23 protein-coding genes are annotated in these 26,308 nt (G+C 59.0%); 18 read left to right on the top strand and 5 right to left on the bottom strand.

Annotation, left to right across the window (positions count from 1 at the left end; all coding sequences use genetic code 11):
- Nucleotides 1-11 precede the first annotated feature (11 nt).
- Nucleotides 12-800 carry an MlaA family lipoprotein gene (locus tag AC3ZU9_RS19370; RefSeq protein WP_012723080.1) on the bottom strand — a complete coding sequence of 263 codons (789 nt, stop codon included), beginning with the start codon at nucleotides 798-800 and terminating at the stop codon, nucleotides 12-14.
- Nucleotides 793-2,091: a serine/threonine protein kinase gene (locus AC3ZU9_RS19365; RefSeq protein WP_046033851.1), complete on the bottom strand. Its 1,299-nt coding sequence runs from the start codon at nucleotides 2,089-2,091 to the stop codon at nucleotides 793-795. The genes AC3ZU9_RS19370 and AC3ZU9_RS19365 overlap by 8 nt, the downstream gene beginning before the upstream one ends.
- Nucleotides 2,092-2,327: 236 nt before the next feature.
- Between AC3ZU9_RS19365 and AC3ZU9_RS19360 the strand changes: the two genes are divergently transcribed.
- Complete coding sequence (locus AC3ZU9_RS19360) at nucleotides 2,328-2,696, top strand: hypothetical protein (RefSeq protein ID WP_490091197.1); 369 nt, start codon at nucleotides 2,328-2,330, stop codon at nucleotides 2,694-2,696.
- A 79-nt stretch (nucleotides 2,697-2,775) separates the two neighbouring features.
- Here the strand turns inward: AC3ZU9_RS19360 and AC3ZU9_RS19355 are convergent, their stop codons facing one another.
- Entirely contained in the window at nucleotides 2,776-4,329 is a 1,554-nt protein-coding gene (locus AC3ZU9_RS19355; protein ID WP_490091196.1) for a glycoside hydrolase family 17 protein, read from the bottom strand.
- Between the two features lie 332 nt (nucleotides 4,330-4,661).
- Here AC3ZU9_RS19355 and AC3ZU9_RS19350 point away from each other — a divergent pair, with 332 nt between their 5' ends.
- From AC3ZU9_RS19350 to AC3ZU9_RS19340, 3 genes are all read left to right on the top strand, one after another.
- Nucleotides 4,662-5,513 (top strand): glycine betaine ABC transporter substrate-binding protein, encoded by an 852-nt coding sequence (locus tag AC3ZU9_RS19350; RefSeq protein WP_012723084.1) that lies wholly within the window; start codon nucleotides 4,662-4,664, stop codon nucleotides 5,511-5,513.
- A 262-nt stretch (nucleotides 5,514-5,775) separates the two neighbouring features.
- Nucleotides 5,776-6,087 (top strand): DUF485 domain-containing protein, encoded by a 312-nt coding sequence (locus tag AC3ZU9_RS19345; protein ID WP_012723085.1) that lies wholly within the window; start codon nucleotides 5,776-5,778, stop codon nucleotides 6,085-6,087.
- Nucleotides 6,084-7,742 carry a cation acetate symporter gene (locus AC3ZU9_RS19340; RefSeq protein ID WP_012723086.1) on the top strand — a complete coding sequence of 553 codons (1,659 nt, stop codon included), beginning with the start codon at nucleotides 6,084-6,086 and terminating at the stop codon, nucleotides 7,740-7,742. Before AC3ZU9_RS19345 ends, AC3ZU9_RS19340 begins: the two co-directional genes overlap by 4 nt.
- A gap of 268 nt (nucleotides 7,743-8,010) precedes the next feature.
- Here the strand turns inward: AC3ZU9_RS19340 and gltA are convergent, their stop codons facing one another.
- Nucleotides 8,011-9,300, bottom strand: coding sequence for a citrate synthase (gene gltA / locus AC3ZU9_RS19335; RefSeq protein WP_012723087.1), 1,290 nt, complete (start codon nucleotides 9,298-9,300; stop codon nucleotides 8,011-8,013).
- Between the two features lie 365 nt (nucleotides 9,301-9,665).
- On the opposite strand from gltA, the gene sdhC reads away from it, so the two are divergent.
- From sdhC to AC3ZU9_RS19280, 11 genes are all read left to right on the top strand, one after another.
- Complete coding sequence (gene sdhC / locus AC3ZU9_RS19330; RefSeq protein ID WP_003190005.1) at nucleotides 9,666-10,040, top strand: succinate dehydrogenase, cytochrome b556 subunit; 375 nt, start codon at nucleotides 9,666-9,668, stop codon at nucleotides 10,038-10,040.
- On the top strand, nucleotides 10,034-10,402 hold the full coding sequence (gene sdhD / locus AC3ZU9_RS19325) for a succinate dehydrogenase, hydrophobic membrane anchor protein (RefSeq protein WP_003172805.1): 369 nt from the start codon (nucleotides 10,034-10,036) through the stop codon (nucleotides 10,400-10,402). Before sdhC ends, sdhD begins: the two co-directional genes overlap by 7 nt.
- Before the next feature lie 3 nt (nucleotides 10,403-10,405).
- Nucleotides 10,406-12,178: a succinate dehydrogenase flavoprotein subunit gene (sdhA, locus tag AC3ZU9_RS19320; protein ID WP_012723088.1), complete on the top strand. Its 1,773-nt coding sequence runs from the start codon at nucleotides 10,406-10,408 to the stop codon at nucleotides 12,176-12,178.
- An 11-nt stretch (nucleotides 12,179-12,189) separates the two neighbouring features.
- Complete coding sequence (locus AC3ZU9_RS19315) at nucleotides 12,190-12,894, top strand: succinate dehydrogenase iron-sulfur subunit (RefSeq protein WP_003172807.1); 705 nt, start codon at nucleotides 12,190-12,192, stop codon at nucleotides 12,892-12,894.
- Nucleotides 12,895-13,155: 261 nt separating this feature from the next.
- Nucleotides 13,156-15,987: a 2-oxoglutarate dehydrogenase E1 component gene (locus tag AC3ZU9_RS19310; RefSeq protein WP_012723089.1), complete on the top strand. Its 2,832-nt coding sequence runs from the start codon at nucleotides 13,156-13,158 to the stop codon at nucleotides 15,985-15,987.
- Between the two features lie 44 nt (nucleotides 15,988-16,031).
- Complete coding sequence (gene odhB, locus AC3ZU9_RS19305; RefSeq protein ID WP_012723090.1) at nucleotides 16,032-17,258, top strand: 2-oxoglutarate dehydrogenase complex dihydrolipoyllysine-residue succinyltransferase; 1,227 nt, start codon at nucleotides 16,032-16,034, stop codon at nucleotides 17,256-17,258.
- Between the two features lie 99 nt (nucleotides 17,259-17,357).
- Nucleotides 17,358-18,794, top strand: a complete 1,437-nt coding sequence (gene lpdA, locus AC3ZU9_RS19300) for a dihydrolipoyl dehydrogenase (RefSeq protein WP_012723091.1) — start codon at nucleotides 17,358-17,360, stop codon at nucleotides 18,792-18,794.
- 204 nt (nucleotides 18,795-18,998) lie between these two features.
- Nucleotides 18,999-20,165 carry an ADP-forming succinate--CoA ligase subunit beta gene (gene sucC / locus AC3ZU9_RS19295; protein ID WP_003210567.1) on the top strand — a complete coding sequence of 389 codons (1,167 nt, stop codon included), beginning with the start codon at nucleotides 18,999-19,001 and terminating at the stop codon, nucleotides 20,163-20,165.
- Entirely contained in the window at nucleotides 20,165-21,046 is an 882-nt protein-coding gene (sucD, locus tag AC3ZU9_RS19290; protein ID WP_003210566.1) for a succinate--CoA ligase subunit alpha, read from the top strand. Before sucC ends, sucD begins: the two co-directional genes overlap by 1 nt.
- 416 nt (nucleotides 21,047-21,462) lie before the next feature.
- Complete coding sequence (gene brnQ, locus AC3ZU9_RS19285) at nucleotides 21,463-22,776, top strand: branched-chain amino acid transport system II carrier protein (protein WP_046033847.1); 1,314 nt, start codon at nucleotides 21,463-21,465, stop codon at nucleotides 22,774-22,776.
- 196 nt (nucleotides 22,777-22,972) lie between these two features.
- Nucleotides 22,973-23,710: a DUF599 domain-containing protein gene (locus AC3ZU9_RS19280; RefSeq protein WP_012723094.1), complete on the top strand. Its 738-nt coding sequence runs from the start codon at nucleotides 22,973-22,975 to the stop codon at nucleotides 23,708-23,710.
- A gap of 90 nt (nucleotides 23,711-23,800) precedes the next feature.
- On the opposite strand, the gene AC3ZU9_RS19275 is transcribed toward AC3ZU9_RS19280, so the two are convergent.
- Nucleotides 23,801-24,052, bottom strand: a complete 252-nt coding sequence (locus tag AC3ZU9_RS19275) for a hypothetical protein (protein WP_012723095.1) — start codon at nucleotides 24,050-24,052, stop codon at nucleotides 23,801-23,803.
- Between the two features lie 158 nt (nucleotides 24,053-24,210).
- Here AC3ZU9_RS19275 and AC3ZU9_RS19270 point away from each other — a divergent pair, with 158 nt between their 5' ends.
- The 3 genes from AC3ZU9_RS19270 to htpG form a co-directional block, all read left to right on the top strand.
- Nucleotides 24,211-24,687, top strand: coding sequence for a PaaI family thioesterase (locus AC3ZU9_RS19270; protein WP_064052884.1), 477 nt, complete (start codon nucleotides 24,211-24,213; stop codon nucleotides 24,685-24,687).
- Complete coding sequence (locus tag AC3ZU9_RS19265; RefSeq protein WP_046033845.1) at nucleotides 24,684-25,136, top strand: PaaI family thioesterase; 453 nt, start codon at nucleotides 24,684-24,686, stop codon at nucleotides 25,134-25,136. The genes AC3ZU9_RS19270 and AC3ZU9_RS19265 overlap by 4 nt, the downstream gene beginning before the upstream one ends.
- Nucleotides 25,137-25,225: 89 nt before the next feature.
- Nucleotides 25,226-26,308: molecular chaperone HtpG (htpG, locus tag AC3ZU9_RS19260; protein ID WP_490091195.1), on the top strand; the 1,083-nt coding region annotated here is incomplete at its 3' end.

Here is a 26,308-nt window from a genome sequence, read left to right as displayed (position 1 = left end):
TTTGTGAGCGTTTACTCCGCAATCTGCAACTTGCGTGATTCCGTATAGATGTACCGCACCTTCTCATACTCGAACGGCGAGTTCATCTGACCATAACGGAAGCTGGTCTGGTAGCGCTTGTCGACCGCGCGCAGGGCCCAGACTTCCGGGTGGTTGGAGCTGACTTCGGCCACGTTGAGGAAGTTGATCTGGGTTTCGGCGGTGTAATCGACCAGCAAACCGCCGGTGTCGCGCAGGTTCGATGGGCCGAAGATCGGCAGCACCAGGTAGGCGCCGCCGGGCACGCCGTAGAAGCCCAGGGTCTGGCCGAAGTCTTCGCTCTGGCGCGGCAGGCCCATGGCGGTGGCTGGGTCCCACAGGCCGGCGATGCCGATAGTGGTGTTGACCAGCAGGCGCCCGGTGGTTTCCAGGGAGCGGTGGCCCTTGAGCTGAAGCAGGCTGTTCAACAGGTTGGGCACATCGCCCAGGTTGTTGAAGAAGTTGCTCACGCCGGTGCGCAGGAAGCTGGGCGTCACATAGGTGTAACCGTTGACCACCGGCAGGAACACCCACTGGTCGAAGCGGTAGTTGAAGTGGTACACGCGACGGTTCCACGATTCCAGTGGGTCGTACACGTTGAGTGCGGTCAGCGACGAACGCTCGAACTCGCGCTGGTCCAGGCCCGGGTTGAACTTGAGCTTGGTCAGCGGTTCCTTGAACCCGTCGGCACCCACGTTGACCGGCTCATGGGCCTTGCTGTTGTCGGCATTGGCCACGCCTGCGCACATCAAGGCGGCAAGCAGCAGAAGATATTTAGCCACGGAAGAACTCCAGCATGGCGTCGGCGTTGACGCGGTAATTAAGGTTGCCGCAGTGGCCGCCCAGCGGGTAGACGGTCAAGCGATCGCCGAAGGTTTTACGCAGGAAACCGAGGTCGCCAGGGCCGAGGATTACGTCGTCGGCGTTGTGCATGACGGCGATCTTCGGGTTGGTGTGCAGGTAGTCCTTAAGGGCGTACAGGCTGACCTGGTCGACCAGTTGCAAGAGGCTGCCGCCGTCGGAACGGGCTCGCCACATCGGGATCACCTGTTCGGTGAGGTAACAATCGAAATCACATTGCAGCGCACGCTTGAGGAACGGCGTGAGGCTGGTGCCTTCGGTGATCGGGTACTTCGGCGGGATGATCAAGCCACGGCGGTTGATCAAGTCCGAGGTAAAGGCGATGTCGGCCGCCGAGAAGCGGAACGAGGTGCCGATCAGCATGGCCATCTGTTCGTTGGTCAGGTGCTGCTTGGATTGCTGGAAGTCGTAGAGCAGGGCGTCATTGAGGTCAATGTAGCCCTTTTGCTGGAAGTAACGGGTCAGCTTGTTCAGCACCAGCTCGTAGAAGGTGGTGGTGTTGTTGATGCCCTTCACTTCGGTTTGAACAAGCTTGTCGAGGTTGGTGATCGAGGTGTAGAGGTTGACCGGCGGGTTCAGCAGCAGCACTTTCTTGAAGTTGAAGCTGCGACGGGTCTCGTCGAGCTTGCTGACAAACGCCGCATCCAGGGCGCCGAGGCTGTAGCCGGTGAGGTAGAAGTCGGTCACCGGCAGCGAGGCGTTCTGCGCCCGCACGGCCTGCATCACGCGGTACATGTCTTCGGCGTCTTCCTGGGTGATCCCCGGAGTCGCGAAGCGCGAGGCGGCGCTGATGAAGTCGAAGCTGGTGGGCGACGACAGTTGCACCACGTGGTAGCCGGCCTGGTAATAGAGCTTTTTCAGGTATTCGTTGATGCTGCTGTCAAACCTTGCCCCGGTGCCCGCGATCAGAAAGATCAGCGGCGCGGCGCGATCCTGCTTGGCGATGCGGTAGGTGAGCTTCTTCACCGCCCAGAAGTTGTCCGGCAGGCTGAACTCGCGCTCGGGGCGCATGTTCAAGGTGTAGTCGGATTGGTTGATCTCGTCATCGTTCGGCAATTTGGGCCGAAGGTCGGGCGGTGTGGTGGCGATAGTCGCTTCAAATGGGTTGGTCAAAGGGTAGCCATAGCTGGCTTGGTCGATATCGACGGCCAGTGCTGACGCACTCAGAAAAAGGCTGCCCAGTAAGGCAGCACAGCGCAAGGAACGGAGCATGACTTAATCCCTAGGAGGAAACGTGCTTAATGAAGTTCGCAGGCTATGACCGCCGTCCTATCGCCGAAGTGCCATCACTCGGCACGAAATGTCGGAAAAAAACGTCGGAATCGGGGTAATAGTAGCCAGACGATACACTTTGACACGTGTAGGTGAACACTAATTGTGTATATGCGCCTTGCTAATGGCCGGCGGGGCATTAAGCTGAGCGCCGTTTTTGCCTATCGGAGTGCCTCATGTCCCGTCGTTTGCCGCTGATTTTGCTGCTTGTTGCACTGCCGCTATGGCTGGCCGCCAGTTACGGTGCGCGCTATGGCTTTATGGAAGATGGCCAGTGGGTCGGCACCTGTGCGGACGAAGCCAGCCGTTGGGAATGCCAGTTGCGTTCGAACCTGGGGTTGATGATCCACTTCAAGGTGCTGGGCTGGGCGGCGCTGATCACGTCGGTGCTGGCGTTTTTCGTGCCGGGTCGTGCCGGGTGGGGTTTGGCGGTGCTGGGGATGGTCTTCGGTTTGCCGGCGCTGGCGTTGTACAACACCACGTTTGCGGTGTTTGCGGTGGTGATTGCGGGGTTGCGGTTGGTCAGGAAGCCCCGCGTCGCCTGATAGGGCCTCATCGGGGCAAGCCCCTCCCACAGGGGAATGCATTCCAACTGTGGGAGGGGGCTTGCCCCCGATAGCGGTTTTAGAGCTTGCGCACCCGCAAGCAGCGCCACAAGGCTGCAACCATGAGCAGGCTAACCATCGCCCAGCCCCACGCCTGCTGGTTCAACAACCCTTCACGGTACAACTGCGGCGCAATGCCCGCACCGATGATAAAGGTCAGCAGCGCAATCTCCCGACGCGGTCCGGTCACCGGCCGCACCAGGTACACCAAGGCCGGCACTACCAGCGCCGCCGTCGGGAAGCTGCGATAGCGCGGGTCAAACACCAACGCCAGCATCATCACCGCGCCAGCGAATCCGGCAATCGCCACCAGCCAGCCCGCGCGCTGTTCCAGCCAGTTGAAGGCCCGTGCGCGCCAACCTTCCCGGGCGCTCAGGGCCAGTGCCGCGTGAGCCAGCACCAGCAGGTTCAACACCACCAGCAAGCCTGCCCACACCCATTCATCATTGAAACGCGCGGTAACGCGGGTCAGTTCAGCCCAGGTGCCGATGGCGCATGCGGCAACGGCGCCCAGCAGCGGCAGGGCGATAGCGGCACGCACACTGCGTACATGACCACCCAGCACCAAGGCGCCCAGCAGGATGATCCCGCCCACCCCCAGCCACAGTGGCCAGTAAGGCACATTGGTCACGGGCCCGGCGAGAATGCCCTTGTCCTGGCGGTCGGCATCGAACAGGCCCCAGTAACCGCCCACGGCGCCTTCGCTGGCGCGCTTCCACGGCTGGTCAAAGGCTTCGATCAGGTTGTAACGCCAGCCATTGGCTTCGGCCATGGCCACGAAGCCGCGCATGAACTTGGCTTCGTTGACCCGGCTTGGCACGGCGGTTTCGCGCTGGCGGCCTTCGCTGGGCCAGCCGGTTTCACCGATCAGGATGTCCTTGGGCGCAAACTTGTTGCCAAAGGTCTGGCGCACGTCACCTACGTGCTTGAGGGCCTGGTCGATGCCGGACGGCTCATCTTCCCAGTACGGCAACAGGTGGATCGTGAGGAAGTCCACCGCCGGCGCGATTTCCGGGTGTTGCAGCCAGAATTCCCAGACATCCGCGTATGTCACCGGCTGCTTGATCTGGCTTTTGACGGTGTGGATCAGCGCCACCAGCTGTTTGGCGGTGACTTCCTTGCGCAGCAGCGCTTCGTTGCCGACGATCACTGAGGTCACGACGTCAGGGTTGGCGTTGGCCGCGGCGATCAATTCGTTGACTTCCTTGGCGGTCGCCACCGGGTCGCTGCTGACCCAGGCGCCGGCCATCACCTTAAGGCCATGCTTGCGTGCCATTTCCGGCAAGGCTTCCAGGCCGGTCATGGAGTAGGTGCGAATGCACTCGAAGCGGGTCGCCAGCAGGGCCAGGTCAGCGTCCATGCGCTCCGGACGCAGGGTGAACGGCTGGTCAAACGGCGATTGGTCCTTATCGAACGGCGTGTAGGACGCGCACTGCATCTTGTGCGTTGCGCTGGCGACGTCGGGCAGTACCACCGGCCGGCCGAGGCCATACCAGTAGCCGATCATGGCCAGCAGGCCAAGGATCAAGGCGAAGCAATAGGGGAGGGCAGGGAAGCGGGCGATCGCGGGCATGGTTGGCTTATCTGGAGGAGCAAAGGCGCGCATCTTACCCGGATTTAGCCCTTCCCAGTGGGGCAGCATAATTTTGACATGCAAAGTTCGGGCGGGATTCTGGCGTCAAATCCTACAAAGCGTCCTACTGGCTATGTGATGTCGTTTCCTGCTTGCACAAGGTCGCTGACAGAGCAGGTCGAAGGTCTCGGCAGGTTGATGATCGAAGCGTCAGTACTCCGCTGACGGCGCACTACCGTGATCGATGCGCGTGAAGGGGGCGCGGTGCACCACATAACAACAGGTTGACGTCGCTCGGCATCCGCCGGGCGCAGCACTTTCGGGGAAGTACGATGAAGATGCGACGACTCTTGGGCGCAGCTGCCACTCTGGTAGTTGCGATGAGCTCCACACTGGCCAGCGCCGACAGCAAAACCCTGAGCATCGGCTATGTGGATGGCTGGTCTGACAGCGTTGCCACCACGCACGTGGCGGCTGAGGTGATCAAGCAAAAGCTCGGTTATGACGTGAAACTGCAAGCGGTTGCCACCGGGATCATGTGGCAGGGTGTCGCCACCGGCAAACTCGATGCCATGCTCTCCGCCTGGCTACCCGTGACGCACGGTGAGTATTGGGCGAAGAACAAGGACAAGGTGGTCGACTACGGCCCTAACTTCAAGGACGCGAAGATCGGCCTGATCGTGCCGGAGTACGTCAAGGCCAAGTCCATCGAAGACCTCAAGACCGATACCACCTTCAAGAACAAGATCGTCGGCATCGACGCCGGTTCAGGCGTGATGCTCAAGACCGACGAAGCCATCAAGCAATACGGCCTTGATTACAAGCTGCAAGCCAGCTCGGGCGCGGCGATGATCGCCGAGTTGACCCGTGCCGAAGACAAACAGGAATCCATTGCGGTCACCGGTTGGGTGCCACACTGGATGTTCGCCAAATGGAAGCTGCGCTTCCTGGACGATCCAAAAGGGATTTATGGTGCTGCTGAAACCGTCAACAGCATCGGCAGCAAGGGCCTGGAGAAGAAAGCGCCGGAAGTCGCGGCCTTCCTGAAGAAATTCCAGTGGGCCTCCAAGGACGAAATCGGCGAAGTCATGCTCGCTATCCAAGAGGGCGCCAAGCCGGATGCCGCGGCCAAGGATTGGGTAGCCAAGCACCCTGAGCGTGTGGCCGAGTGGATCGGTAAGTAACTCCCCAATGCCTTGATACACCCCCTGTGGGAGGGGGCTTGCCCCCGATGGCAGTGTTTCAGTCAGCTCATCTGTAGCTGACCCACTGCCATCGGGGGCAAGCCTCCTCCCACATTATTTTCGTGACCCGCAAATCTTTCTTCGCCCTCCCAATCCCTCGCTACACTCCCTCTAATACTAAGGTCGTCTGGAACCTGTTCCGCAGCCGCATACAGTGGATACGTTCCAATAATAAAAAAGCTGTGCTGCGAGGATAAAAACAATGAACGACAGCATTTACCTCTCGATTCAAAACAGCCCGCGTTTCAAGGAGCTGGTGAGAAAAAGGGAACGGTTCGCCTGGATTCTCTCGGCGATCATGCTAGGGCTCTACTCCGGATTCATCCTGTTGATCGCCTACGGGCCACAAGTACTGGGGGCCAAGATCAGCCCCGGTTCGTCGATTACCTGGGGCATTCCCCTGGGCGTCGGGCTGATTGTGTCTGCGTTTGTCCTGACCGGCATCTATGTGCGTCGGGCCAACGGCGAATTTGACGACCTGAACAATGCGATTCTCAAGGAGGCTGCGCAATGATCCGGCGTCTACTGGCAGTACTCGGCGCTTCGCTTTTTGCTCCAGCCCTTTGGGCGGCGGACGCATTGACCGGTGAAGTACACAAACAACCGCTGAACGTCTCCGCCATCTTGATGTTCGTCGCGTTTGTCGGTGCCACTCTGTGCATCACCTACTGGGCTTCCAAACGTAACAAGTCGGCGGCCGACTACTATGCGGCCGGCGGCAAGATCACCGGCTTCCAGAACGGCCTGGCGATTGCCGGCGACTACATGTCGGCGGCGTCTTTCCTGGGTATTTCCGCGCTGGTGTTTACCTCCGGCTACGACGGCCTGATCTACTCGATCGGCTTCCTGGTGGGCTGGCCGATCATTCTGTTCCTGATCGCAGAGCGCCTGCGTAACCTGGGCAAGTACACCTTTGCCGACGTGGCGTCCTATCGCCTCGGGCAAACCCAGATCCGCAGCCTGTCGGCCTGTGGCTCGCTGGTGGTGGTGGCGTTCTACCTGATCGCGCAGATGGTGGGCGCGGGCAAGTTGATCCAACTGCTGTTCGGCCTGGACTACCACGTAGCGGTGATCCTGGTGGGCATCCTGATGTGCCTGTATGTGTTGTTCGGCGGCATGCTGGCGACCACGTGGGTGCAGATCATCAAGGCCGTGCTGTTGCTGTCCGGTGCCTCGTTCATGGCGCTGATGGTGATGAAGCACGTCAACTTTGACTTCAACATGCTGTTTGCCGAGGCGATCAAGGTTCACCCTAAAGGTGAGGCGATCATGAGCCCTGGCGGTCTGGTGAAAGACCCGATCTCGGCATTCTCCCTGGGCCTGGCACTGATGTTCGGTACCGCCGGCCTGCCGCACATCCTGATGCGCTTCTTTACCGTGAGCGACGCCAAGGAAGCGCGTAAGAGCGTGTTGTATGCAACTGGCTTCATCGGCTACTTCTACATCCTGACCTTTATCATCGGCTTCGGCGCGATCTTGCTGGTCAGCACCAACCCGGCGTTCAAGGATGCGGCAGGCGCCTTGCTGGGCGGTAACAACATGGCGGCGGTGCACCTGGCCAACGCGGTGGGCGGCAGTATCTTCCTGGGCTTCATCTCGGCCGTGGCCTTCGCCACCATCCTGGCAGTGGTTGCCGGTTTGACCCTGGCGGGTGCCTCGGCGGTGTCCCACGACCTGTATGCCAGCGTGATCAAGAAAGGCAAGGCCAACGATAAAGATGAGATTCGCGTGTCGAAGATCACCACCATCGCCCTTGCGGTGCTGGCTATCGGCCTGGGTATCCTGTTCGAAAGCCAGAACATTGCGTTCATGGTCGGCCTGGCGTTCTCCATTGCTGCCAGCTGTAACTTCCCGGTGTTGCTGCTTTCCATGTACTGGAAGAACCTCACCACCCGTGGCGCGATGATCGGCGGCTGGTTGGGCCTGGTCAGTGCCGTTGGCCTGATGGTGCTGGGCCCGACCATCTGGGTCTCGATCCTGCATCACGAAAAAGCCATCTTCCCGTACGAGTACCCGGCGCTGTTCTCGATGATCATTGCGTTCGTCGGCATCTGGTTCTTCTCTATCACCGACAAGTCGGCGGCGGCAGAGAAAGAGCGTGCGCTGTACTTCCCGCAGTTTGTGCGTTCGCAGACTGGCCTGGGGGCGAGCGGGGCGGTTAATCACTAAGGTTGCAGCTGGATAAAGAAATGCCCCGGTCGCAAGGCCGGGGCATTTTTTTACCTGAATATCGGTGAGGGTAGGTCTGTAGTGAGCGGGCTTGCCCCGCGCTGGGTGGCGAAGCCGCCCCATCTCAGGCACTCAGTTCTCCAATTAGAACCGAGGTGCCTGGGTTTGGGGCGGCTTCGCCACCCAGCGCGGGGCAAGCCCGCTCACTACAAGTTGCACAAATGAATAAGGCCTCCAGAGGAGGCCTTATTCGGTACAACTCAAGTGCTTACTTGCGATCTTCCAGCTTGGTGATGTCACGCGACTCGTAGCCGGTGTACAGCTGGCGCGGGCGGCCAATCTTGTACGGGCTGGAGAGCATTTCTTTCCAGTGGGAGATCCAGCCCACGGTCCGCGCCAGGGCGAAGATCACGGTGAACATGCTGGTTGGAATGCCGATCGCCTTGAGGATGATCCCCGAGTAGAAGTCGACGTTCGGGTACAGCGAGCGTTCGATGAAGTACGGGTCGGTCAGGGCGATCTCTTCCAGGCGCATGGCCAGTTCGAGTTGCGGATCGTTCTTGATCCCCAGTTCCTTCAACACTTCGTCGCAGGTCTGCTTCATCACGGTGGCGCGTGGGTCGCGGTTCTTGTAGACCCGGTGACCGAAGCCCATCAACTTGAACGGATCGTTCTTGTCCTTGGCCTTGGCGATGAATTTGTCGATGTTCGACACATCGCCGATTTCATCGAGCATGGTCAATACGGCTTCGTTCGCACCGCCGTGGGCAGGGCCCCAGAGTGCGGCGATACCGGCGGCGATACAGGCGAACGGGTTGGCACCCGAAGAGCCGGCCAGGCGCACGGTGGACGTGGAGGCGTTCTGCTCGTGGTCGGCGTGGAGGATGAAGATCCGGTCCATTGCCTTGGCCAGCACCGGGCTGATCGGTTTGATCTCGCACGGGGTGTTGAACATCATGTGCAGGAAGTTTTCCGCGTACGTCAGGTCGTTGCGCGGGTACATCATGGGTTGGCCCATGGAGTACTTGTAAACCATTGCGGCCAGGGTCGGCATCTTGGCAACCAGGCGGATCGCGGAAATTTCGCGATGCTGCGGGTTATTGATGTCGAGGGAGTCGTGATAGAAGGCCGACAGGGCGCCAACCACGCCGCACATGACGGCCATCGGGTGGGCGTCGCGACGGAAGCCGTTGAAGAAGGTCTTCAATTGCTCGTGAACCATGGTGTGGTTCTTGACGGTGCTGACGAACTGGGCCTTCTGCTCGGCTGTTGGCAATTCGCCATTTAGCAGCAGGTAGCAGGTTTCCAGGTAGTCCGACTGTTCGGCGAGTTGCTCGATCGGGTAGCCGCGGTGAAGCAGAATGCCATTGTCGCCATCGATATAGGTGATCTTCGACTCGCAAGAGGCGGTCGACATGAAGCCTGGGTCGAAAGTGAAACGGCCCGTGGCCGTCAGGCCCCGTACGTCGATAACATCGGGACCAACGGTGCCGGTTAAAATGGGCAGCTCGACGGGGGCTGCGCCCTCGATGATCAACTGCGCTTTTTTGTCAGCCATGTGGCCTCCTATTTATGCTTCAAATCATCAGACAGACCCCCCACGCAGGGCCCGCACCACTATAGTGAGATAAATTCAGATGTCAATTTGCCTAAAGTCTTGCCCCAGAAGGCTTTAACCGTACTTTTTCCTCGAAATTGAGCGCCATTTACGCCTTTTATCCCGCCAGCGCAATCAGCTATTAGGGTGAGGAGTGCGCGTTGTCATTAGTAACCTAACTGTCTATACTCGGCCACCGACCGCCAAGGGCTTTTGGGCTTGCTTTCATTGGGGGTCGCACTCCCTGGGTGGTGCTTACCTGACCAGTCGCACTCCCCAACAACTTTGCCCTGATTGTTAGGGGCTCTTCAGTGTGAAAAAAAGCCGTGAATAGCCAACGACCTGTAAACCTAGACCTAAGGACCATCAAACTCCCCATCACCGGCGTTACGTCGTTCCTGCACCGTGTTTCCGGCATCATCCTGTTCCTGGGCTTGGGCATCATGCTTTATGCATTGAGCAAATCCCTGGGTTCCGAGGAAGGATACGCCGAGGTGAAGGCATGCTTGACCAGCCCGCTGGCCAAGTTCGTAGCATGGGGCCTCCTGTCTTCTCTTCTGTATCACCTGGTAGCCGGTGTGCGCCATTTGATCATGGACATGGGCATCGGTGAGACGCTGGAAGGCGGCCGCCTGGGCTCGAAAATCATCATCGCCATTTCCGTGGTGCTGATCGTTCTGGCAGGAGTTTGGATATGGTAACCAGCGTTACGAACCTTTCGCGTTCGGGCCTCTATGACTGGATGGCACAGCGTGTGTCTGCGGTCGTTCTCGCGGCTTATTTCATTTTCCTGATCGGATACCTCGTCGCAAACCCGGGCATCGGCTATGAGCAATGGCACGGCCTGTTTTCCCACAATGCGATGCGAATCTTCAGTCTGCTGGCCCTTGTTGCCCTGGGCGCACACGCCTGGGTTGGCATGTGGACCATCGCGACCGACTACCTGACGCCGATGGCGCTGGGCAAGTCCGCGACTGCAGTACGTTTTCTCTTCCAGGCAGTCTGCGGCGTCGCGATGTTCGCTTACTTCGTCTGGGGTGTGCAGATTCTTTGGGGTATCTGATTCATGGCTAACATTCCAACTATTTCATTCGACGCCATCATTATTGGTGGCGGCGGTGCTGGCATGCGCGCTGCGCTGCAGCTGGCCCAGGGTGGTCACAAGACTGCCGTGATCACCAAGGTGTTCCCGACCCGTTCCCACACCGTATCGGCCCAGGGTGGCATCACCTGCGCCATCGCCTCCGCCGACCCGAACGATGACTGGCGCTGGCACATGTACGATACCGTCAAGGGTTCCGACTACATCGGTGACCAGGACGCTATCGAATACATGTGTCAGGAAGGCCCGGCCGCGGTGTTCGAGCTGGACCACATGGGTCTGCCGTTCTCCCGTACCGAACAAGGCCGTATCTACCAGCGTCCATTCGGCGGCCAGTCGAAGGATTACGGCAAAGGCGGGCAGGCTGCCCGTACCTGCGCCGCGTCCGACCGTACCGGTCACGCGCTGTTGCACACCCTTTATCAGGGCAACCTGAAAGCCGGTACCACGTTCCTGAACGAGTACTACGCTGTTGACCTGGTGAAGAACGCACAAGGCGAGTTCGTCGGTGTGATCGCCATCTGCATCGAAACCGGTGAAACCACCTACATCCGCGCCAAGGCTACCGTGCTGGCGACGGGCGGTGCAGGCCGTATCTACGCGTCGACCACCAATGCCCTGATCAATACCGGTGACGGCGTCGGCATGGCACTGCGTGCAGGCGTGCCGGTACAAGACATCGAAATGTGGCAGTTCCACCCGACCGGCATCGCCGGCGCCGGTGTACTGGTGACCGAAGGTTGCCGTGGTGAAGGTGGTTACCTGATCAACAAGCACGGCGAGCGTTTCATGGAGCGTTATGCTCCGAACGCCAAGGACCTTGCCGGTCGTGACGTTGTGGCCCGTTCGATGGTTAAGGAAATCATCGCTGGCAACGGCTGTGGCCCGAATGGCGACCACGTACTGCTGAAGCTCGATCACCTCGGCGAAGAAGTGCTGCACAGCCGTCTGCCGGGTATCTGCGAACTGTCCAAGACCTTCGCACACGTTGACCCGGTGGTGGCTCCGGTTCCGGTTGTTCCAACTTGCCACTATATGATGGGCGGCGTGCCGACCAACATCCATGGCCAGGCGATCACCCAGAACGCCGACGGCGTGGACGAGATCATTCATGGTCTGTTCGCGGTAGGCGAAGTGGCTTGCGTATCGGTACACGGCGCCAACCGCCTGGGCGGCAACTCGCTGCTCGACCTGGTGGTCTTCGGCCGCGCGGCCGGCCTGCACCTGGAAAAAGCGCTGACTGACGGCATCGAGTACGATGACGCAACCGACGCCAACATCGAAGCTGCCCTGGCGCGCCTGAACGCTCTGAACGAGCGCACGGATGGCGAAGACGTGGCAACCCTGCGTCGCGAGCTGCAAAGCTGCATGCAGAACTACTTCGGTGTGTTCCGTACCGGCGAATACATGCAGAAGGGCATCGCCCAGCTGGCTGACCTGCGCACGCGCATCGCCAACGTCAAGATCAACGATAAGAGCCAGGCGTTCAACACGGCTCGTATCGAGGCCCTTGAGCTGCAAAACCTGCTGGAAGTGGCCGAAGCGACCGCGATCGCCGCCGAGGTTCGTAAAGAATCCCGTGGTGCCCACGCTCGTGAAGACTTTGAAGACCGCGACGACGAAAACTGGTTGTGCCACACCCTGTACTTCCCGGGTGACAAGCGCGTGACCAAGCGTGCCGTGAACTTCTCGCCGAAGACGGTTCCGACGTTTGAACCGAAGATTCGGACTTACTAAGGGTGGCTGCCATGTTGAAAGTCAGTGTTTATCGCTACAACCCTGATCAGGACGCTGCGCCGTTCATGCAGGAGTTCCAGGTCGATACCGGTGGTAAAGACCTGATGGTGCTGGATGTATTGGCACTGATCAAAGAGCAGGACGAAGGTTTCTCCTATCGTCGCTCTTGCCGTGAAGGTGTGTGCGGTTCCGACGGCATGAACATCAACGGCAAAAACGGCCTGGCGTGCATCACGCCGCTGTCCGCCGTGGTTAAAGGCAACAAGCTGATCGTTCGTCCTCTGCCAGGTTTGCCGGTTATCCGTGACCTGGTCGTCGATATGAGCATCTTCTACAAGCAATACGAGAAAGTTAAGCCGTTCCTGCAGAACGACACGCCGGCCCCGGCCATCGAGCGTCTGCAGTCCCCGGAAGAGCGCGAGAAGCTCGACGGTCTGTACGAGTGCATCCTGTGCGCTTGCTGCTCGACTTCGTGCCCGTCCTTCTGGTGGAACCCGGACAAGTTCCTGGGCCCAGCTGCCCTGCTGCAAGCGTACCGCTTCCTGGCAGACAGCCGTGACACCAAGACGTCCGAGCGTCTGGCTTCGCTGGATGACCCGTTCAGCGTATTCCGCTGCCGCGGGATCATGAACTGCGTCAACGTATGTCCCAAAGGCCTGAACCCGACTAAGGCCATTGGTCACATTCGTAACATGCTGCTGCAGAGCGGCGTGTAACTGACGTTGTAACAAGGCAGGACCGTTGTGCCCGTAAATGCTACGGCGCAGGCTTCAACCGGCGCCGTAGTTTTAACTTGAGCAGCGACTTACAAAGCCGCGGCTCTTATTTTGAAGAAATGAGACAAGCAGGGGCATTCGGGTTGGTACCCGAACTATCAGCGTGATCCTAAGTGGCTTGTTTTGGTCGCTGCACTTGGCCTTTTGCAAGCAAACTCGGTGTTTTCGCCGGTGGTGTCCCCAAATCGAGGGTGACCAAGCATGCAAGAAAGCGTGATGCAGCGCATGTGGAACAGCGGCTATCTTTCAGGTGGTAACGCTGCCTATGTGGAAGAGCTTTATGAGCTCTACCTGCACGACCCTAACGCTGTGCCAGAAGAATGGCGCACCAAATTTCAGACGTTGTCTTCAGACGGCAACGCTGCCACCGATGTATCGCATGCAACGATTCGCGATCAATTCGTGCTGCTGGCAAAGAACCAGCGCCGCGCTCAACCGGTTTCCGCCGGCAGCGTGAGCAGTGAGCACGAGAAGAAGCAAGTTGAAGTACTGCGACTGATCCAGGCCTATCGGATGCGTGGCCACCAGGCGGCCCAGCTTGACCCGCTGGGGCTCTGGCAGCGTCCTGCACCTGCTGACCTGTCGATCAATCATTACGGCTTGACCAATGCCGATCTTGATACGACCTTCCGTGCCGGCGACCTGTTCATCGGCAAAGAGGAAGCGAGCCTACGCGAAATTCACGAAGCGTTGCAGCAGACATATTGCCGCACCATTGGCGCTGAGTTCACGCACATCACCGATTCCGAGCAACGTCACTGGTTCCAGCATCGCCTGGAAGGTGTGCGTGGCCGTCCGGTGTTGTCCGCCGACGTACGCAGCCACCTGCTCGAGCGCGTTACCGCTGCCGAAGGCCTGGAAAAATACCTGGGCACCAAATACCCGGGCACCAAGCGTTTCGGCCTGGAAGGCGGCGAAAGCCTGATCCCGATGCTCGACGAGCTGATCCAGCGTTCCGGTTCCTACGGTACCAAGGAAGTCGTGATCGGCATGGCTCACCGTGGTCGCCTGAACGTGTTGGTCAACACCTTCGGCAAGAACCCGCGTGAGCTGTTCGACGAGTTCGAAGGCAAGAAGAAGGTCGAGCTGGGTTCCGGTGACGTTAAATACCACCAGGGCTTCTCGTCCAACGTGATGACCACCGGCGGTGAAGTTCACCTGGCCATGGCGTTCAACCCATCCCACCTGGAAATCGTTTCTCCAGTGGTCGAGGGTTCGGTGCGGGCTCGCCAGGATCGTCGTAACGACACCACCGGTGAGAAGGTCCTGCCGATTTCCATCCACGGCGACGCGGCATTTGCCGGTCAAGGCGTGGTCCTGGAAACCTTCCAGATGTCGCAGACCCGCGGCTTCAAGACCGGCGGTACGGTTCACATCGTCATCAACAACCAGGTTGGTTTCACCATCAGCAACCCGCTGGATGCGCGCTCTACCGAGTACGCCACCGACGTTGCCAAGATGATCCAGGCGCCGATCCTCCATGTGAATGGCGATGATCCGGAAGCCGTGCTGTTCGTGACCCAGCTCGCCATCGACTATCGCATGCAGTTCAAGCGTGACGTGGTGATCGATCTGGTTTGCTACCGCCGTCGCGGTCACAACGAAGCGGACGAGCCAAGCGGCACCCAACCGTTGATGTACCAGCAGATCAGCAAGCAGCGCACCACCCGTGAGCTGTACGCCGAAAGCCTGACCAAGGCCGGTGTACTGGATGACGCGCGTGTTCAGGCGAAAATCGATGAATACCGCAACGCGCTGGACAATGGCCTGCATGTTGTAAAAAGCCTGGTTAAAGAGCCGAACAAAGAGTTGTTCGTGGACTGGCGTCCGTACCTGGGCCACGCCTGGACTGCGCGTCACGATACGTCGTTCGATCTGAAGACCTTGCAGGAATTGTCCGCCAAACTGCTGGAAATTCCGGACGGTTTCGTGGTGCAGCGTCAGGTCTCGAAGATCTACGAAGACCGTCAGAAGATGCAAGCCGGCGGCCTGCCGATCAACTGGGGTTACGCCGAAACCATGGCGTACGCGACCCTGGCGTTCGAAGGTCACCCGATCCGCATGACCGGCCAGGACATCGGCCGTGGTACGTTCTCGCACCGTCATGCGGTGTTGCACAACCAGAAAGACGCGGGCACCTACATCCCGTTGCAGAACCTGTACGAAGGCCAGCCACGTTTCGACCTGTACGATTCGTTCCTGTCCGAAGAAGCCGTTCTGGCGTTCGAATACGGTTACTCGACCACCACGCCTCAGGCGCTGGTGATCTGGGAAGCCCAGTTCGGCGACTTTGCCAACGGTGCACAGGTGGTTATCGACCAGTTCATCACCAGCGGCGAGCACAAGTGGGGTCGCCTGTGCGGTCTGACCATGCTGCTGCCACACGGTTATGAAGGTCAGGGTCCTGAGCACTCCTCGGCCCGTCTGGAGCGTTACCTGCAGCTGTGCGCCGAGCACAACATCCAGGTGTGCGTGCCGACTACCCCGGCCCAGATCTACCACTTGCTGCGTCGCCAGGTGATCCGCCCGCTGCGCAAGCCGCTGGTTGTGCTGACACCGAAGTCGCTGCTGCGTCATAAATTGGCCATCTCGACCCTGGAAGATCTGGCTGATGGTTCGTTCCAGACCGTTATTCCAGAAATCGACACGCTGGACGCGGCCAAGGTGACTCGCCTGGTCCTGTGCAGCGGCAAGGTCTACTACGACTTGCTGGAAAAACGCCGTGCCGAAGGCCGCGAAGACATCGCTATCGTGCGTATCGAGCAGCTTTACCCGTTCCCGGAAGACGACCTGATGGAGGCCATCGCGCCTTACACCAACCTCACTCACGTGGTGTGGTGCCAGGAAGAGCCGATGAACCAGGGCGCGTGGTACAGCAGCCAGCATCACCTGCGTCGCAGCATCGGCAACCATAACAAGGCCCTGGGCCTGGAATATGCCGGCCGTGATGCTTCCGCTGCACCTGCGTGTGGTTATGCGTCGATGCACGCCGAGCAGCAGGAAAAACTGCTGCAAGATGCTTTCACTGTTTAACGCCTTCGCGCTGACTGAAACCGAATTTTAAGGACCCACAGATAATGGCTATCGAAATCAAAGCCCCGTCATTCCCGGAATCGGTTGCCGATGGCACCGTTGCCACCTGGCACAAGAAACCAGGTGAGGCCGTCAAGCGTGACGACCTGATCGTTGACATCGAGACTGACAAGGTCGTGCTGGAAGTGCTGGCTGAGGCTGACGGCGTGCTGGGCGCAATCGTTGCCGAAGAAGGCGCTACCGTTCTGTCGAACCAGGTACTGGGTTCGATCGAAGAGGGCGGCGCTGCTGCTGCCGCTCCTGCCGCCGCCGCTGCACCGGCTGCTGCTTCGGCGCCTGCTGCCGCTCCGGCTGCTGGCGCTGAAGACCCAATCGCTGCACCGGCTGCCCGTCAGCTGGCTGACGAGAACGGCATCAACCTGGCGTCCATCAAGGGCACCGGCAAAGACGGCCGCGTGACCAAGGAAGACGTGGTTGCCGCTGTTGAAGCCAAGAAAAACGCTCCCGCTGCCGCACCTGCCAAGGCTGCTGCCCCGGCTGCCGCTGCACCTGTGTTCGCTGCCGGCGACCGCACCGAGAAGCGCGTTCCGATGACCCGCGTACGCGCCACCGTGGCCAAGCGCCTGGTTGAAGCACAGTCGAACATGGCGATGCTGACCACGTTCAACGAAGTCGACATGACTGAAGTCATGGCCCTGCGTTCGAAGTACAAGGACCTGTTCGAGAAGTCCCACAACGGCGTACGCCTGGGCTTCATGTCGTTCTTCGTGAAAGCGGCCACCGAAGCGCTGAAACGCTTCCCGGCGGTCAACGCTTCCATCGACGGCGGCGACATCGTTTACCATGGCTACGCAGACGTCGGCGTTGCCGTCTCCAGCGACCGTGGCCTGGTGGTTCCGGTCCTGCGTAACGCCGAACTGATGAGCCTGGCTGAAATCGAAGGCGGCATCGCCGGCTTCGGCAAGAAAGCCCGTGACGGCAAGCTGACCATCGACGAGATGACCGGCGGTACCTTCACGATCACTAACGGTGGTACCTTCGGTTCGATGATGTCGACCCCGATCGTCAACCCGCCACAAGCCGCGATCCTGGGCATGCACAACATCATCCAGCGTCCGATGGCCATCAACGGCCAAGTCGTGATCCGCCCAATGATGTACCTGGCACTGTCTTACGATCACCGCCTGATCGATGGTAAAGAAGCCGTGACTTTCCTGGTGACCATCAAGAACCTGCTGGAAGACCCGGCTCGTCTGCTGCTGGACATCTAAAGACGCAGCGGCAAGTTGCGAGCTACAAGCTGTAGGAAAAAGCAGCTTGGCTTGCGGCTTGTCGCTTGAAGCTTGTCGCTGAATAGAGGAACTATTTTCATGTCGCAGAAATTTGACGTTGTAGTGATTGGTGCAGGTCCTGGCGGCTATGTTGCCGCCATCAAGGCCGCACAACTGGGCCTCTCGACTGCTTGCATCGAAAAATACACCGACAAGGAAGGCAAACTGGCACTGGGCGGTACTTGCCTGAACGTTGGTTGCATTCCTTCCAAGGCGCTGCTGGACAGCTCCTGGAAATTCCACGAAGCCCAAGACGGTTTCGCGATCCACGGTATCAACCATGCTGGCGTGACCATGGACGTGCCAGCAATGGTCGGCCGTAAAGCCAACATCGTTAAAGGCCTGACCTCCGGCGTTGCCACCTTGTTCAAGGCCAACGGTGTCACTTCCCTGCAAGGCCACGGCAAGCTGCTGGCCGGCAAGAAAGTTGAAATCACCAAGCCAGACGGTTCGACCGAAATCATCGAAGCCGAAAACGTGATCCTGGCACCAGGCTCGCGTCCAATCGACATTCCACCGGCTCCGGTTGACCAGAACGTGATCGTCGATTCGACCGGCGCCCTGGAATTCCAAGCGGTACCTAAGCGTCTGGGCGTGATCGGCGCTGGCGTGATCGGCCTGGAACTGGGTTCGGTCTGGTCCCGCCTGGGTTCCGAAGTCACCGTGCTGGAAGCCCTGGACACGTTCCTGCTGGCTGCCGACACCGCCGTGTCCAAAGAAGCGCTGAAGACCCTGACCAAACAAGGTCTGGACATCAAGCTGGGCGCTCGCGTGACCGGTTCGAAAGTCAACGGTGAAGAAGTTGTTGTCAACTACACCGACAAGGATGGCGAAAAGACCATCACTTTCGACAAGCTGATCGTCGCCGTGGGTCGCCGTCCAGTGACCACCGACCTGCTGGCTTCGGACAGCGGCGTGAACATCGACGAGCGTGGCTTCATCCACGTTGACGATCATTGCGCTACCACCGTGCCTGGCGTCTACGCCATCGGCGACGTGGTTCGCGGCATGATGCTGGCGCACAAAGCGTCCGAAGAAGGCATCATGGTGGTCGAGCGCATCAAGGGCCACAAAACCCAGATGAACTACGACCTGATCCCGTCGGTTATCTACACCCACCCGGAAATTGCATGGGTCGGCAAGAACGAACAGCAGTTGAAAGCTGAAGGCGTTGAAGTTAACGTCGGCACCTTCCCGTTTGCCGCTTCTGGCCGTGCCATGGCAGCCAACGACACCGGTGGTTTTGTCAAAGTCATCGCTGATGCCAAGACTGACCGCGTATTGGGCGTCCACGTGATTGGCCCAAGCGCTGCAGAACTGGTTCAGCAAGGCGCAATCGGTATGGAATTCGGCACCAGTGCCGAAGACCTGGGCATGATGGTCTTCTCCCATCCGACCCTGTCCGAAGCGTTGCACGAAGCAGCGTTGGCAGTGAATGGCGGCGCCATCCACATCGCCAACAAGAAGAAGCGTTAAGCGAGATAATAAGAAACCACGGCGGAGTTGCCCGTCGTGAGCCTTGCGCGCAAGACTCACCGCGGAATATCCGCTGGACGCAGTCTTGCGCAGCTTTACGGGCCTTGAGCCCCGCAAGCTGCGCAAGCAGCAGTCACAGGTGGCGCGGCACTCATAATGAGCGCAGCGCCGAATGCGCAGTACCTAACGAAGACGGTAAAAAGCATGAATCTTCACGAGTATCAGGGTAAGCAGCTGTTCGCTGAATACGGCCTGCCAGTTTCCAAGGGCTACGCAGTAGACACCCCGGAAGCAGCAGCAGAAGCTTGCGACAAAATCGGCGGCACTGAGTGGGTTGTCAAAGCCCAGGTCCACGCTGGTGGTCGCGGTAAAGCGGGCGGCGTTAAGCTGGTTCGCAGCAAAGAAGACGCCAAGGCCTTCGCACAGCAGTGGCTGGGCAAGCGTCTGGTGACTTACCAGACTGATGCCAATGGCCAGCCAGTCACCAAGATCCTGGTTGAATCGTGCACTGATATCGCTAAAGAGCTGTACCTGGGCGCTGTCGTTGACCGTTCGAGCCGTCGCATCGTGTTCATGGCTTCCACCGAAGGTGGCGTGGACATTGAGAAGATCGCCGAAGAAACCCCAGAAAAAATTCTGAAAGCCACTATCGATCCACTGGTTGGCGCTCAGCCATTCCAGGGTCGCGAGCTGGCTTTCCAGCTGGGTCTGGAAGGCAAGCAAGTTGCCCAGTTCGCCAAGATCTTCGTAGGTCTGGCCAAACTGTTCCAGGATCACGATCTGGCCCTGCTGGAAGTGAACCCGCTGGTGATCAAGGCTGACGGCGATCTGCATTGCCTCGACGCCAAGATCAACATCGACGCCAACGCCATGTACCGTCAGCCTAAGCTGAAGACTTTCCACGATCCGTCGCAAGACGATCCGCGCGAAGCGCACGCTGCCAAGTTCGAACTGAACTACGTAGCCCTGGAAGGTAACATCGGTTGCATGGTCAACGGTGCTGGCCTGGCCATGGGTACCATGGACATCGTCAACCTGCATGGCGGCAAACCAGCCAACTTCCTCGACGTGGGCGGTGGTGCTACCAAAGAACGCGTAACCGAAGCCTTCAAGATCATCCTGTCCGACTCCAACGTCGCTGCAGTACTGGTCAACATCTTCGGCGGCATCGTTCGTTGCGACATGATTGCCGAAGGCATCATCGGTGCAGTGAAAGAAGTTGGCGTTAAAATCCCGGTTGTTGTTCGCCTTGAAGGTAACAACGCTGAACTGGGCGCTAAAGTACTGGCAGAAAGCGGTTTGAACATCATCGCGGCTACCAGCCTGACCGACGCTGCTCAACAAGTAGTCAAAGCTGCGGAGGGCAAATAATGAGCGTCCTGATCAATAAAGACACCAAAGTTATCTGCCAGGGTATTACCGGTTCGCAAGGTAGTTTCCACACCCAGCAAGCCATCGAATACGGCACCAAGATGGTTGGCGGCGTAACGCCGGGCAAAGGCGGCACCGAGCACCTGGGCCTGCCTGTGTTCAACACCGTGAAAGACGCTGTAGCGGCCACTGGCGCCACCGCCAGCGTGATCTACGTTCCAGCTCCTTTCTGCAAGGACTCGATCCTGGAAGCGGCCTTCGGCGGCATCAAGCTGATCGTCTGCATCACCGAAGGCATTCCTACCCTGGACATGCTGGACGCTAAAGTTAAGTGCGACGAGCTGGGCGTAGTCCTGATCGGCCCTAACTGCCCAGGCGTGATCACGCCAGGCGAATGCAAGATCGGCATCATGCCAGGTCACATTCACTTGCCAGGTAAAGTCGGTATCGTTTCCCGTTCCGGCACCCTGACCTACGAAGCTGTTAAGCAGACCACTGACGCCGGTTTCGGTCAGTCGACTTGCGTCGGCATCGGCGGTGACCCGATCCCAGGCTCCAACTTCATCGACATCCTGAAGCTGTTCCAGGAAGACCCGAAGACCGAAGCGATCGTGATGATCGGTGAGATCGGCGGTTCGGCTGAAGAAGAAGCGGCTGCCTACATCAAGGCACACGTGACCAAGCCGGTTGTTTCCTACATCGCTGGTGTGACTGCCCCTGCGGGCAAGCGCATGGGCCATGCGGGCGCAATCATCTCTGGCGGCAAGGGTACTGCAGACGAGAAGTTTGCTGCCCTGGAAGACGCAGGCGTTAAAACCGTGCGTTCGCTGGCAGACATCGGCAAGGCGTTGTCCGAGCTGACCGGTTGGGCTGTCAAGTAAGCCTCGCGCTTTACTGACGCTTCACCAGCAAAGGCCACCTTCGGGTGGCCTTTGTGCTTTCTGAGGTTTAATAAAGATCAAAATGTGGGAGGGGGCTTGCCCCCGATTGCAGTGGGTCAGTTAACAAATACAGTGACTGACACTTCGCCATCGGGGGCAAGCCCCCTCCCACATTTATCTGCATTGCCAGATTAAGTATGAAAATGCGACATAGAGATGTCGCTTATCGGACAGTGCGCCCCGCAACAGTGCGTTTGTCAGCCCAATTCTGTACCCTTGCCGCCTCTTTATGCGCCCGCATCCCAAAAGGAAGCCGCGCGCTAGACCGTTCGGCGCCCATAAGGGCCGGCAGTATTTCCCTCATCCACAGGGAATCCCCCTCTAAATTCCGATTCAGTAGTGTGGTATTTCCTCAAATGAAAGTGTTGAAAAGCCAGGACATCCTGGCGCTGGGCTTTATGACGTTTGCCCTGTTCGTGGGCGCCGGCAACATCATCTTCCCGCCTATCGTGGGTTTGCAGTCCGGGCCTCATGTCTGGATGGCAGCGCTGGGCTTCCTGATCACCGCAGTGGGTTTGCCGGTGGTCACGGTGATCGCCCTGGCCAAGGTCGGTGGCGGTATGGACGCGTTGAGCAGCCCGATCGGCAAGATCGCCGGTGGCCTGCTCGCGGCGGCGGCGTATCTGGCGGTAGGGCCGCTGTTCGCCACCCCGCGTACCGCGACCGTCTCCTTCGAAGTGGGCCTGGCGCCGCTGACCGGCGAAAGCCCGCTGGCGCTGTTCCTCTATAGCTCGGTGTACTTCCTGGTGGTGTTCTTTGTCTCCCTGTACCCAGGTCGTCTGTTGGACACTGTTGGCCGCTTCCTGGCGCCGCTGAAGATCATCGCGCTGGCCATCCTCGGTATCGCGGCGTTCGCCTTGCCGGCCGGTGACGTGGGCGTTGCTACCCCGGAATACGTGGCTGCGCCGTTCTCCCAGGGCTTTATCAATGGTTACCTGACCATGGACACCCTGGGCGCCCTGGTATTCGGCATCGTGATCGTCAATGCCATTCGCTCCCGTGGCGTCGAGTCGCCGAAGCTGATCACCCGCTACGCGATCATTGCCGGGCTGATTGCCGGTGTGGGACTGGCGCTGGTGTATATCAGCCTGTTCCGCCTCGGCTCGGGCAGCCATGCAGTCGCCTCGGGTGCGGCTAACGGTGCCGCCGTGTTGCATGCCTACGTGCAGCACACCTTCGGTTCCCTGGGCAGCGGTTTCCTGGCGGTGTTGATCTCGCTCGCGTGCCTGGTTACCGCCGTGGGCCTCACCTGCGCTTGCGCTGAGTACTTCAGCAAAATCCTGCCGCTGTCCTACAAGACGCTGGTCGTGATCCTGGCTTTGTTCTCGCTGTTCGTGTCGAACCTGGGCCTGACCAAGCTGATTGCGTTCTCGATCCCGGTACTCACCGCGATCTACCCGCCGTGCATCGTGCTGGTGGCGCTGAGCTTCTGCAAAGACTTCTGGCAGGAGCAGGGCCGCATCGTTGGCCCGGTGATGCTGGTGTCGTTCATCTTCGGTTGCATCGACGCGCTCAAGGGCGCGGGCCTGGCGGGCTGGATGCCGTCGCAACTGGCGAACCTGCCGCTGAGCGAACAAGGCCTGGCGTGGTTGGTGCCGTCGGTGATGACGTTGGTCGTGGCGGTGGTGATTGACCGTATGCTCGGCAAGCGTAGCGAAGCGATCGCATAACCCACGTTCGCGCAGCACTGAAATGCCCCGTATCAATCGATACGGGGCATTTTTTATGGGCATCAGGCAGTGTCTTTTGGCCTGAGCTAGCGTCGAACAGGCTACAGAATCTAAACATTGGAATGCGGTAAGTGTGGGAGCGGGCTCCCACCTTCAGACGGTGTTCCGCCACCCGCCACTGTGTAACAGGACCCGCATGTCGTTCGTCGAAACCAATCAGATCCATCTGCTGGCCGCCCTCTGGTTCATCCTCTGCTGGGGCGGCTACACCCGCTACGCCACCTGGAAGGCCCGCGACACGGCCTGCCTGGCCAGTGTGCTGCACCTGTATCGCGAAGACTGGATGCGCCGCATGCTGCTGCGTGACAACCGCATCGCCGACGCCAGTGTGATCGGCAACCTGGAGCGCAACGCCTCGTTCTTCGCCTCCAGTACCTTGATCATCCTGGCCGGTATTCTCACCGTGCTGGGTGCCTCGGAACGCGCGGTGTCGCTGTTGGCCGACATTCCCATGGTGCAGCAGGCTTCCCAAGGCATGTCGGAGATCAAGCTGTTGTGCCTGGCGCTGGTGTTCGTCTATGCGTTCTTCACGTTCAGTTGGTGCATGCGCCAATACAACTTCGCGGCGGTGCTGGTCGGCTCGGCACCGATGATTGGTGAGCGGCATGTGTCGGAGCAGGAGCGCAAGGCGTTTGCACTGCGCGCGGCGCGGGTGATCTCCATGGCCGCCAACCAGTTCAACTTCGGCCTGCGCGCTTATTACTTCGGCATGACCATGCTGGCGTGGTTTGTCAGCCCTTGGTTATTCATGTTGATGAGCAGTGGGGTAGTGTTGGTACTGTACCGTCGGGAATTCCATTCCGACGTACTGCAAGTGATGGTGTATACACAGACGGATACGTCGCCGCCGGAGGCGGTGAAAGAGGCTGTTTAATTAACGCTTCAACTAAAAACAGCAGACAAAGAAAAGCCCGCTATTTAAGCGGGCTTTCTTTTTGCAGCGAAGCTATTTCAAGCCGCGGTCTCAAGAACCGGTGGCAGGTGTAGCAGGTGCTGCTTCTTTTGCGGCGGCTGCGTTCGATTCAGCCTGAGCTTTGGCAGCATCGGCGTTTTCTTTCGCAGCGTCGTTCACTTTATCCTGAGCTTTCGCCATATCTTTCTGAGCTTGCTCAGAATGCGCGGCGGCATCTTGGGCTTTGTCTTCGGATTTTTTATCGCAGGCAGCGAGACCGAGGGCAGCGGCCAACATCATGGAAATAGCTAAAGTCTTGCGCATGGGGTGTTTCTCCTTATTGAAGATATCTACTGGCCTTTCGAGCATGGCCGTTCAGCATTAGTTCCTTTTATTGCGCAGATATATAAACCACGGTCGCCAAGGAACTTTCACGCGTACCACCTGCACGGCATATCCCCACCCATAAGAGTCTGGAGCCCATGACCGAAAATCCTTTGTTAGAGCGTGCGAAGCGTTTTGTATCGGCCTTGCGCCACTGTCAGGTACTGGGTATTGCCGCTTATCAGGCCAGCGAGGAGGGCATCACGCTGGTCATGCCTTATGCGCTGCATTTGGTCGGTGACCCGCGGACCGGAGTGATCCATGGCGGCGCGCTGACCTCGCTGATGGACACCGCCTGCGGCATGGCCACCCTGTGTGTGTTGCCGGAGTTCGAGGTGTGCCCGACCCTGGACCTGCGCATCGACTACATGCATCCCGCCGAGCCGCGCAAGCCTGTATACGGCTTTGCTCAATGCTACCGAGTGACTGCCGACGTGATTTTTACCCGTGGATTCGCCTATCAGGATGACCCGCAGCAACCCATTGCCCATGTGGTCGGTACCTTCATGCGCATGGGTAAGCGCCTCAAGGGCACTCAAGGGTTGAGCAGCACGATCAAAGGAGAGCAGGCATGACGCACCGCTTCAAGACCCGTCTGGAACAAGCCCATGAGCGCGGCGACTACGCGGCGCTGCTCGAGCTGATTCCCTACGCCAAACTGATTGGCATCGAATGCACCCGGCTGGGGGATGAGCTGCTGTTTCGCCTGCCGGCCAGCAAGGACAATATTGGTAACCCTATATTGCCGGCGCTGCACGGCGGGGTGATCGCGGGTTTTATGGAACTGTCGGCGGCGCTGCACCTGCTGGTGTTTACTGGCACACCGGGTATCCCGAAAATCATCGATTTTTCCCTGGATTACCTGCGCGCCGGCCAATTTCGCGACACTTACGCCAAATGCCAGGTGTGGCGCCAAGGCCGACGGGTGGCCAATGTGGCGATTACCGCCTGGCAAAGCACGGCGGCGGAGCCCATCGCCACCGCTCGCGCGCATTTCAAGATCGAGGAACCAAGCCGCCCTTGAAATCCTGGTCTTAGCCCCCAACTTTGATGACAACCCGCCGCCAACCCTTCAGGGCGCGGCCATTGCCATCCAATTGGAGTTTGATGACCATGAGTGTGGAAACTCAAAAGGAAACCCTGGGCTTCCAGACCGAGGTGAAGCAACTGCTGCACCTCATGATCCATTCGCTGTATTCCAACAAGGAAATCTTCCTTCGCGAATTGATCTCGAACGCCTCTGACGCTGTCGACAAATTACGTTTCGAAGCCCTGTCCAAGCCTGAGTTGCTGGAAGGTGGCGCGGAACTGAAAATCCGTGTGAGCTTCGACAAAGACGCCAAGACCGTCACCCTCGAAGACAACGGCATCGGCATGAGCCGCGAAGACGCGATCACCCACCTGGGTACCATCGCCAAATCCGGCACCGCCGATTTCATGAAGAACCTGTCGGGCGACCAGAAAAAAGATTCGCACCTGATCGGCCAATTCGGCGTGGGCTTCTATTCGGCCTTTATCGTCGCTGACAAGGTTGAGGTATTCAGCCGCCGTGCCGGCCTCGACGCCAGCGAAGGCGTGCACTGGTCGTCCAAAGGCGAGGGCGAGTTCGAAATCGCCACCGTCGACAAGGCCGATCGGGGTACCCGTATCGTGCTGCACCTTAAAGACGGTGAAGACGAGTTCGCCGATGGCTGGCGCCTGCGCAACATCGTCAAGAAGTACTCCGACCACATCGCCCTGCCGATCGAACTGCCGAAAGAACAAGCGGCCGCCGAAGGCGAAGAGACGCCTGCCCAGGAATGGGAAGTGGTCAACCGTGCCAGCGCCCTGTGGACCCGTCCGCGTACCGAGATCAAGGACGAGGAATACCAGGAGTTCTACAAGCACATCGGTCATGACTACGAAAACCCGCTGAGCTGGAGCCACAACAAGGTCGAAGGCAAGCTGGAATACAGTTCGCTGCTCTATGTACCGGCCCGTGCTCCGTTCGACCTGTACCAGCGTGAAGCGCCAAAAGGCCTCAAGCTCTACGTACAACGCGTGTTCGTGATGGACCAGGCAGAATCCTTCCTGCCGCTGTACCTGCGCTTTATCAAAGGCGTCGTCGACTCCAACGATTTGTCGCTGAACGTGTCGCGGGAAATCCTGCAGAAAGACCCGATCATCGACTCCATGAAGTCGGCGCTGACCAAGCGC

The organism is Pseudomonas sp. A39, from assembly GCF_058145955.1.
The sequence above is the reverse complement of the archived record's forward strand: the minus strand, read 5'-3'. Positions and strand labels throughout refer to the sequence as shown.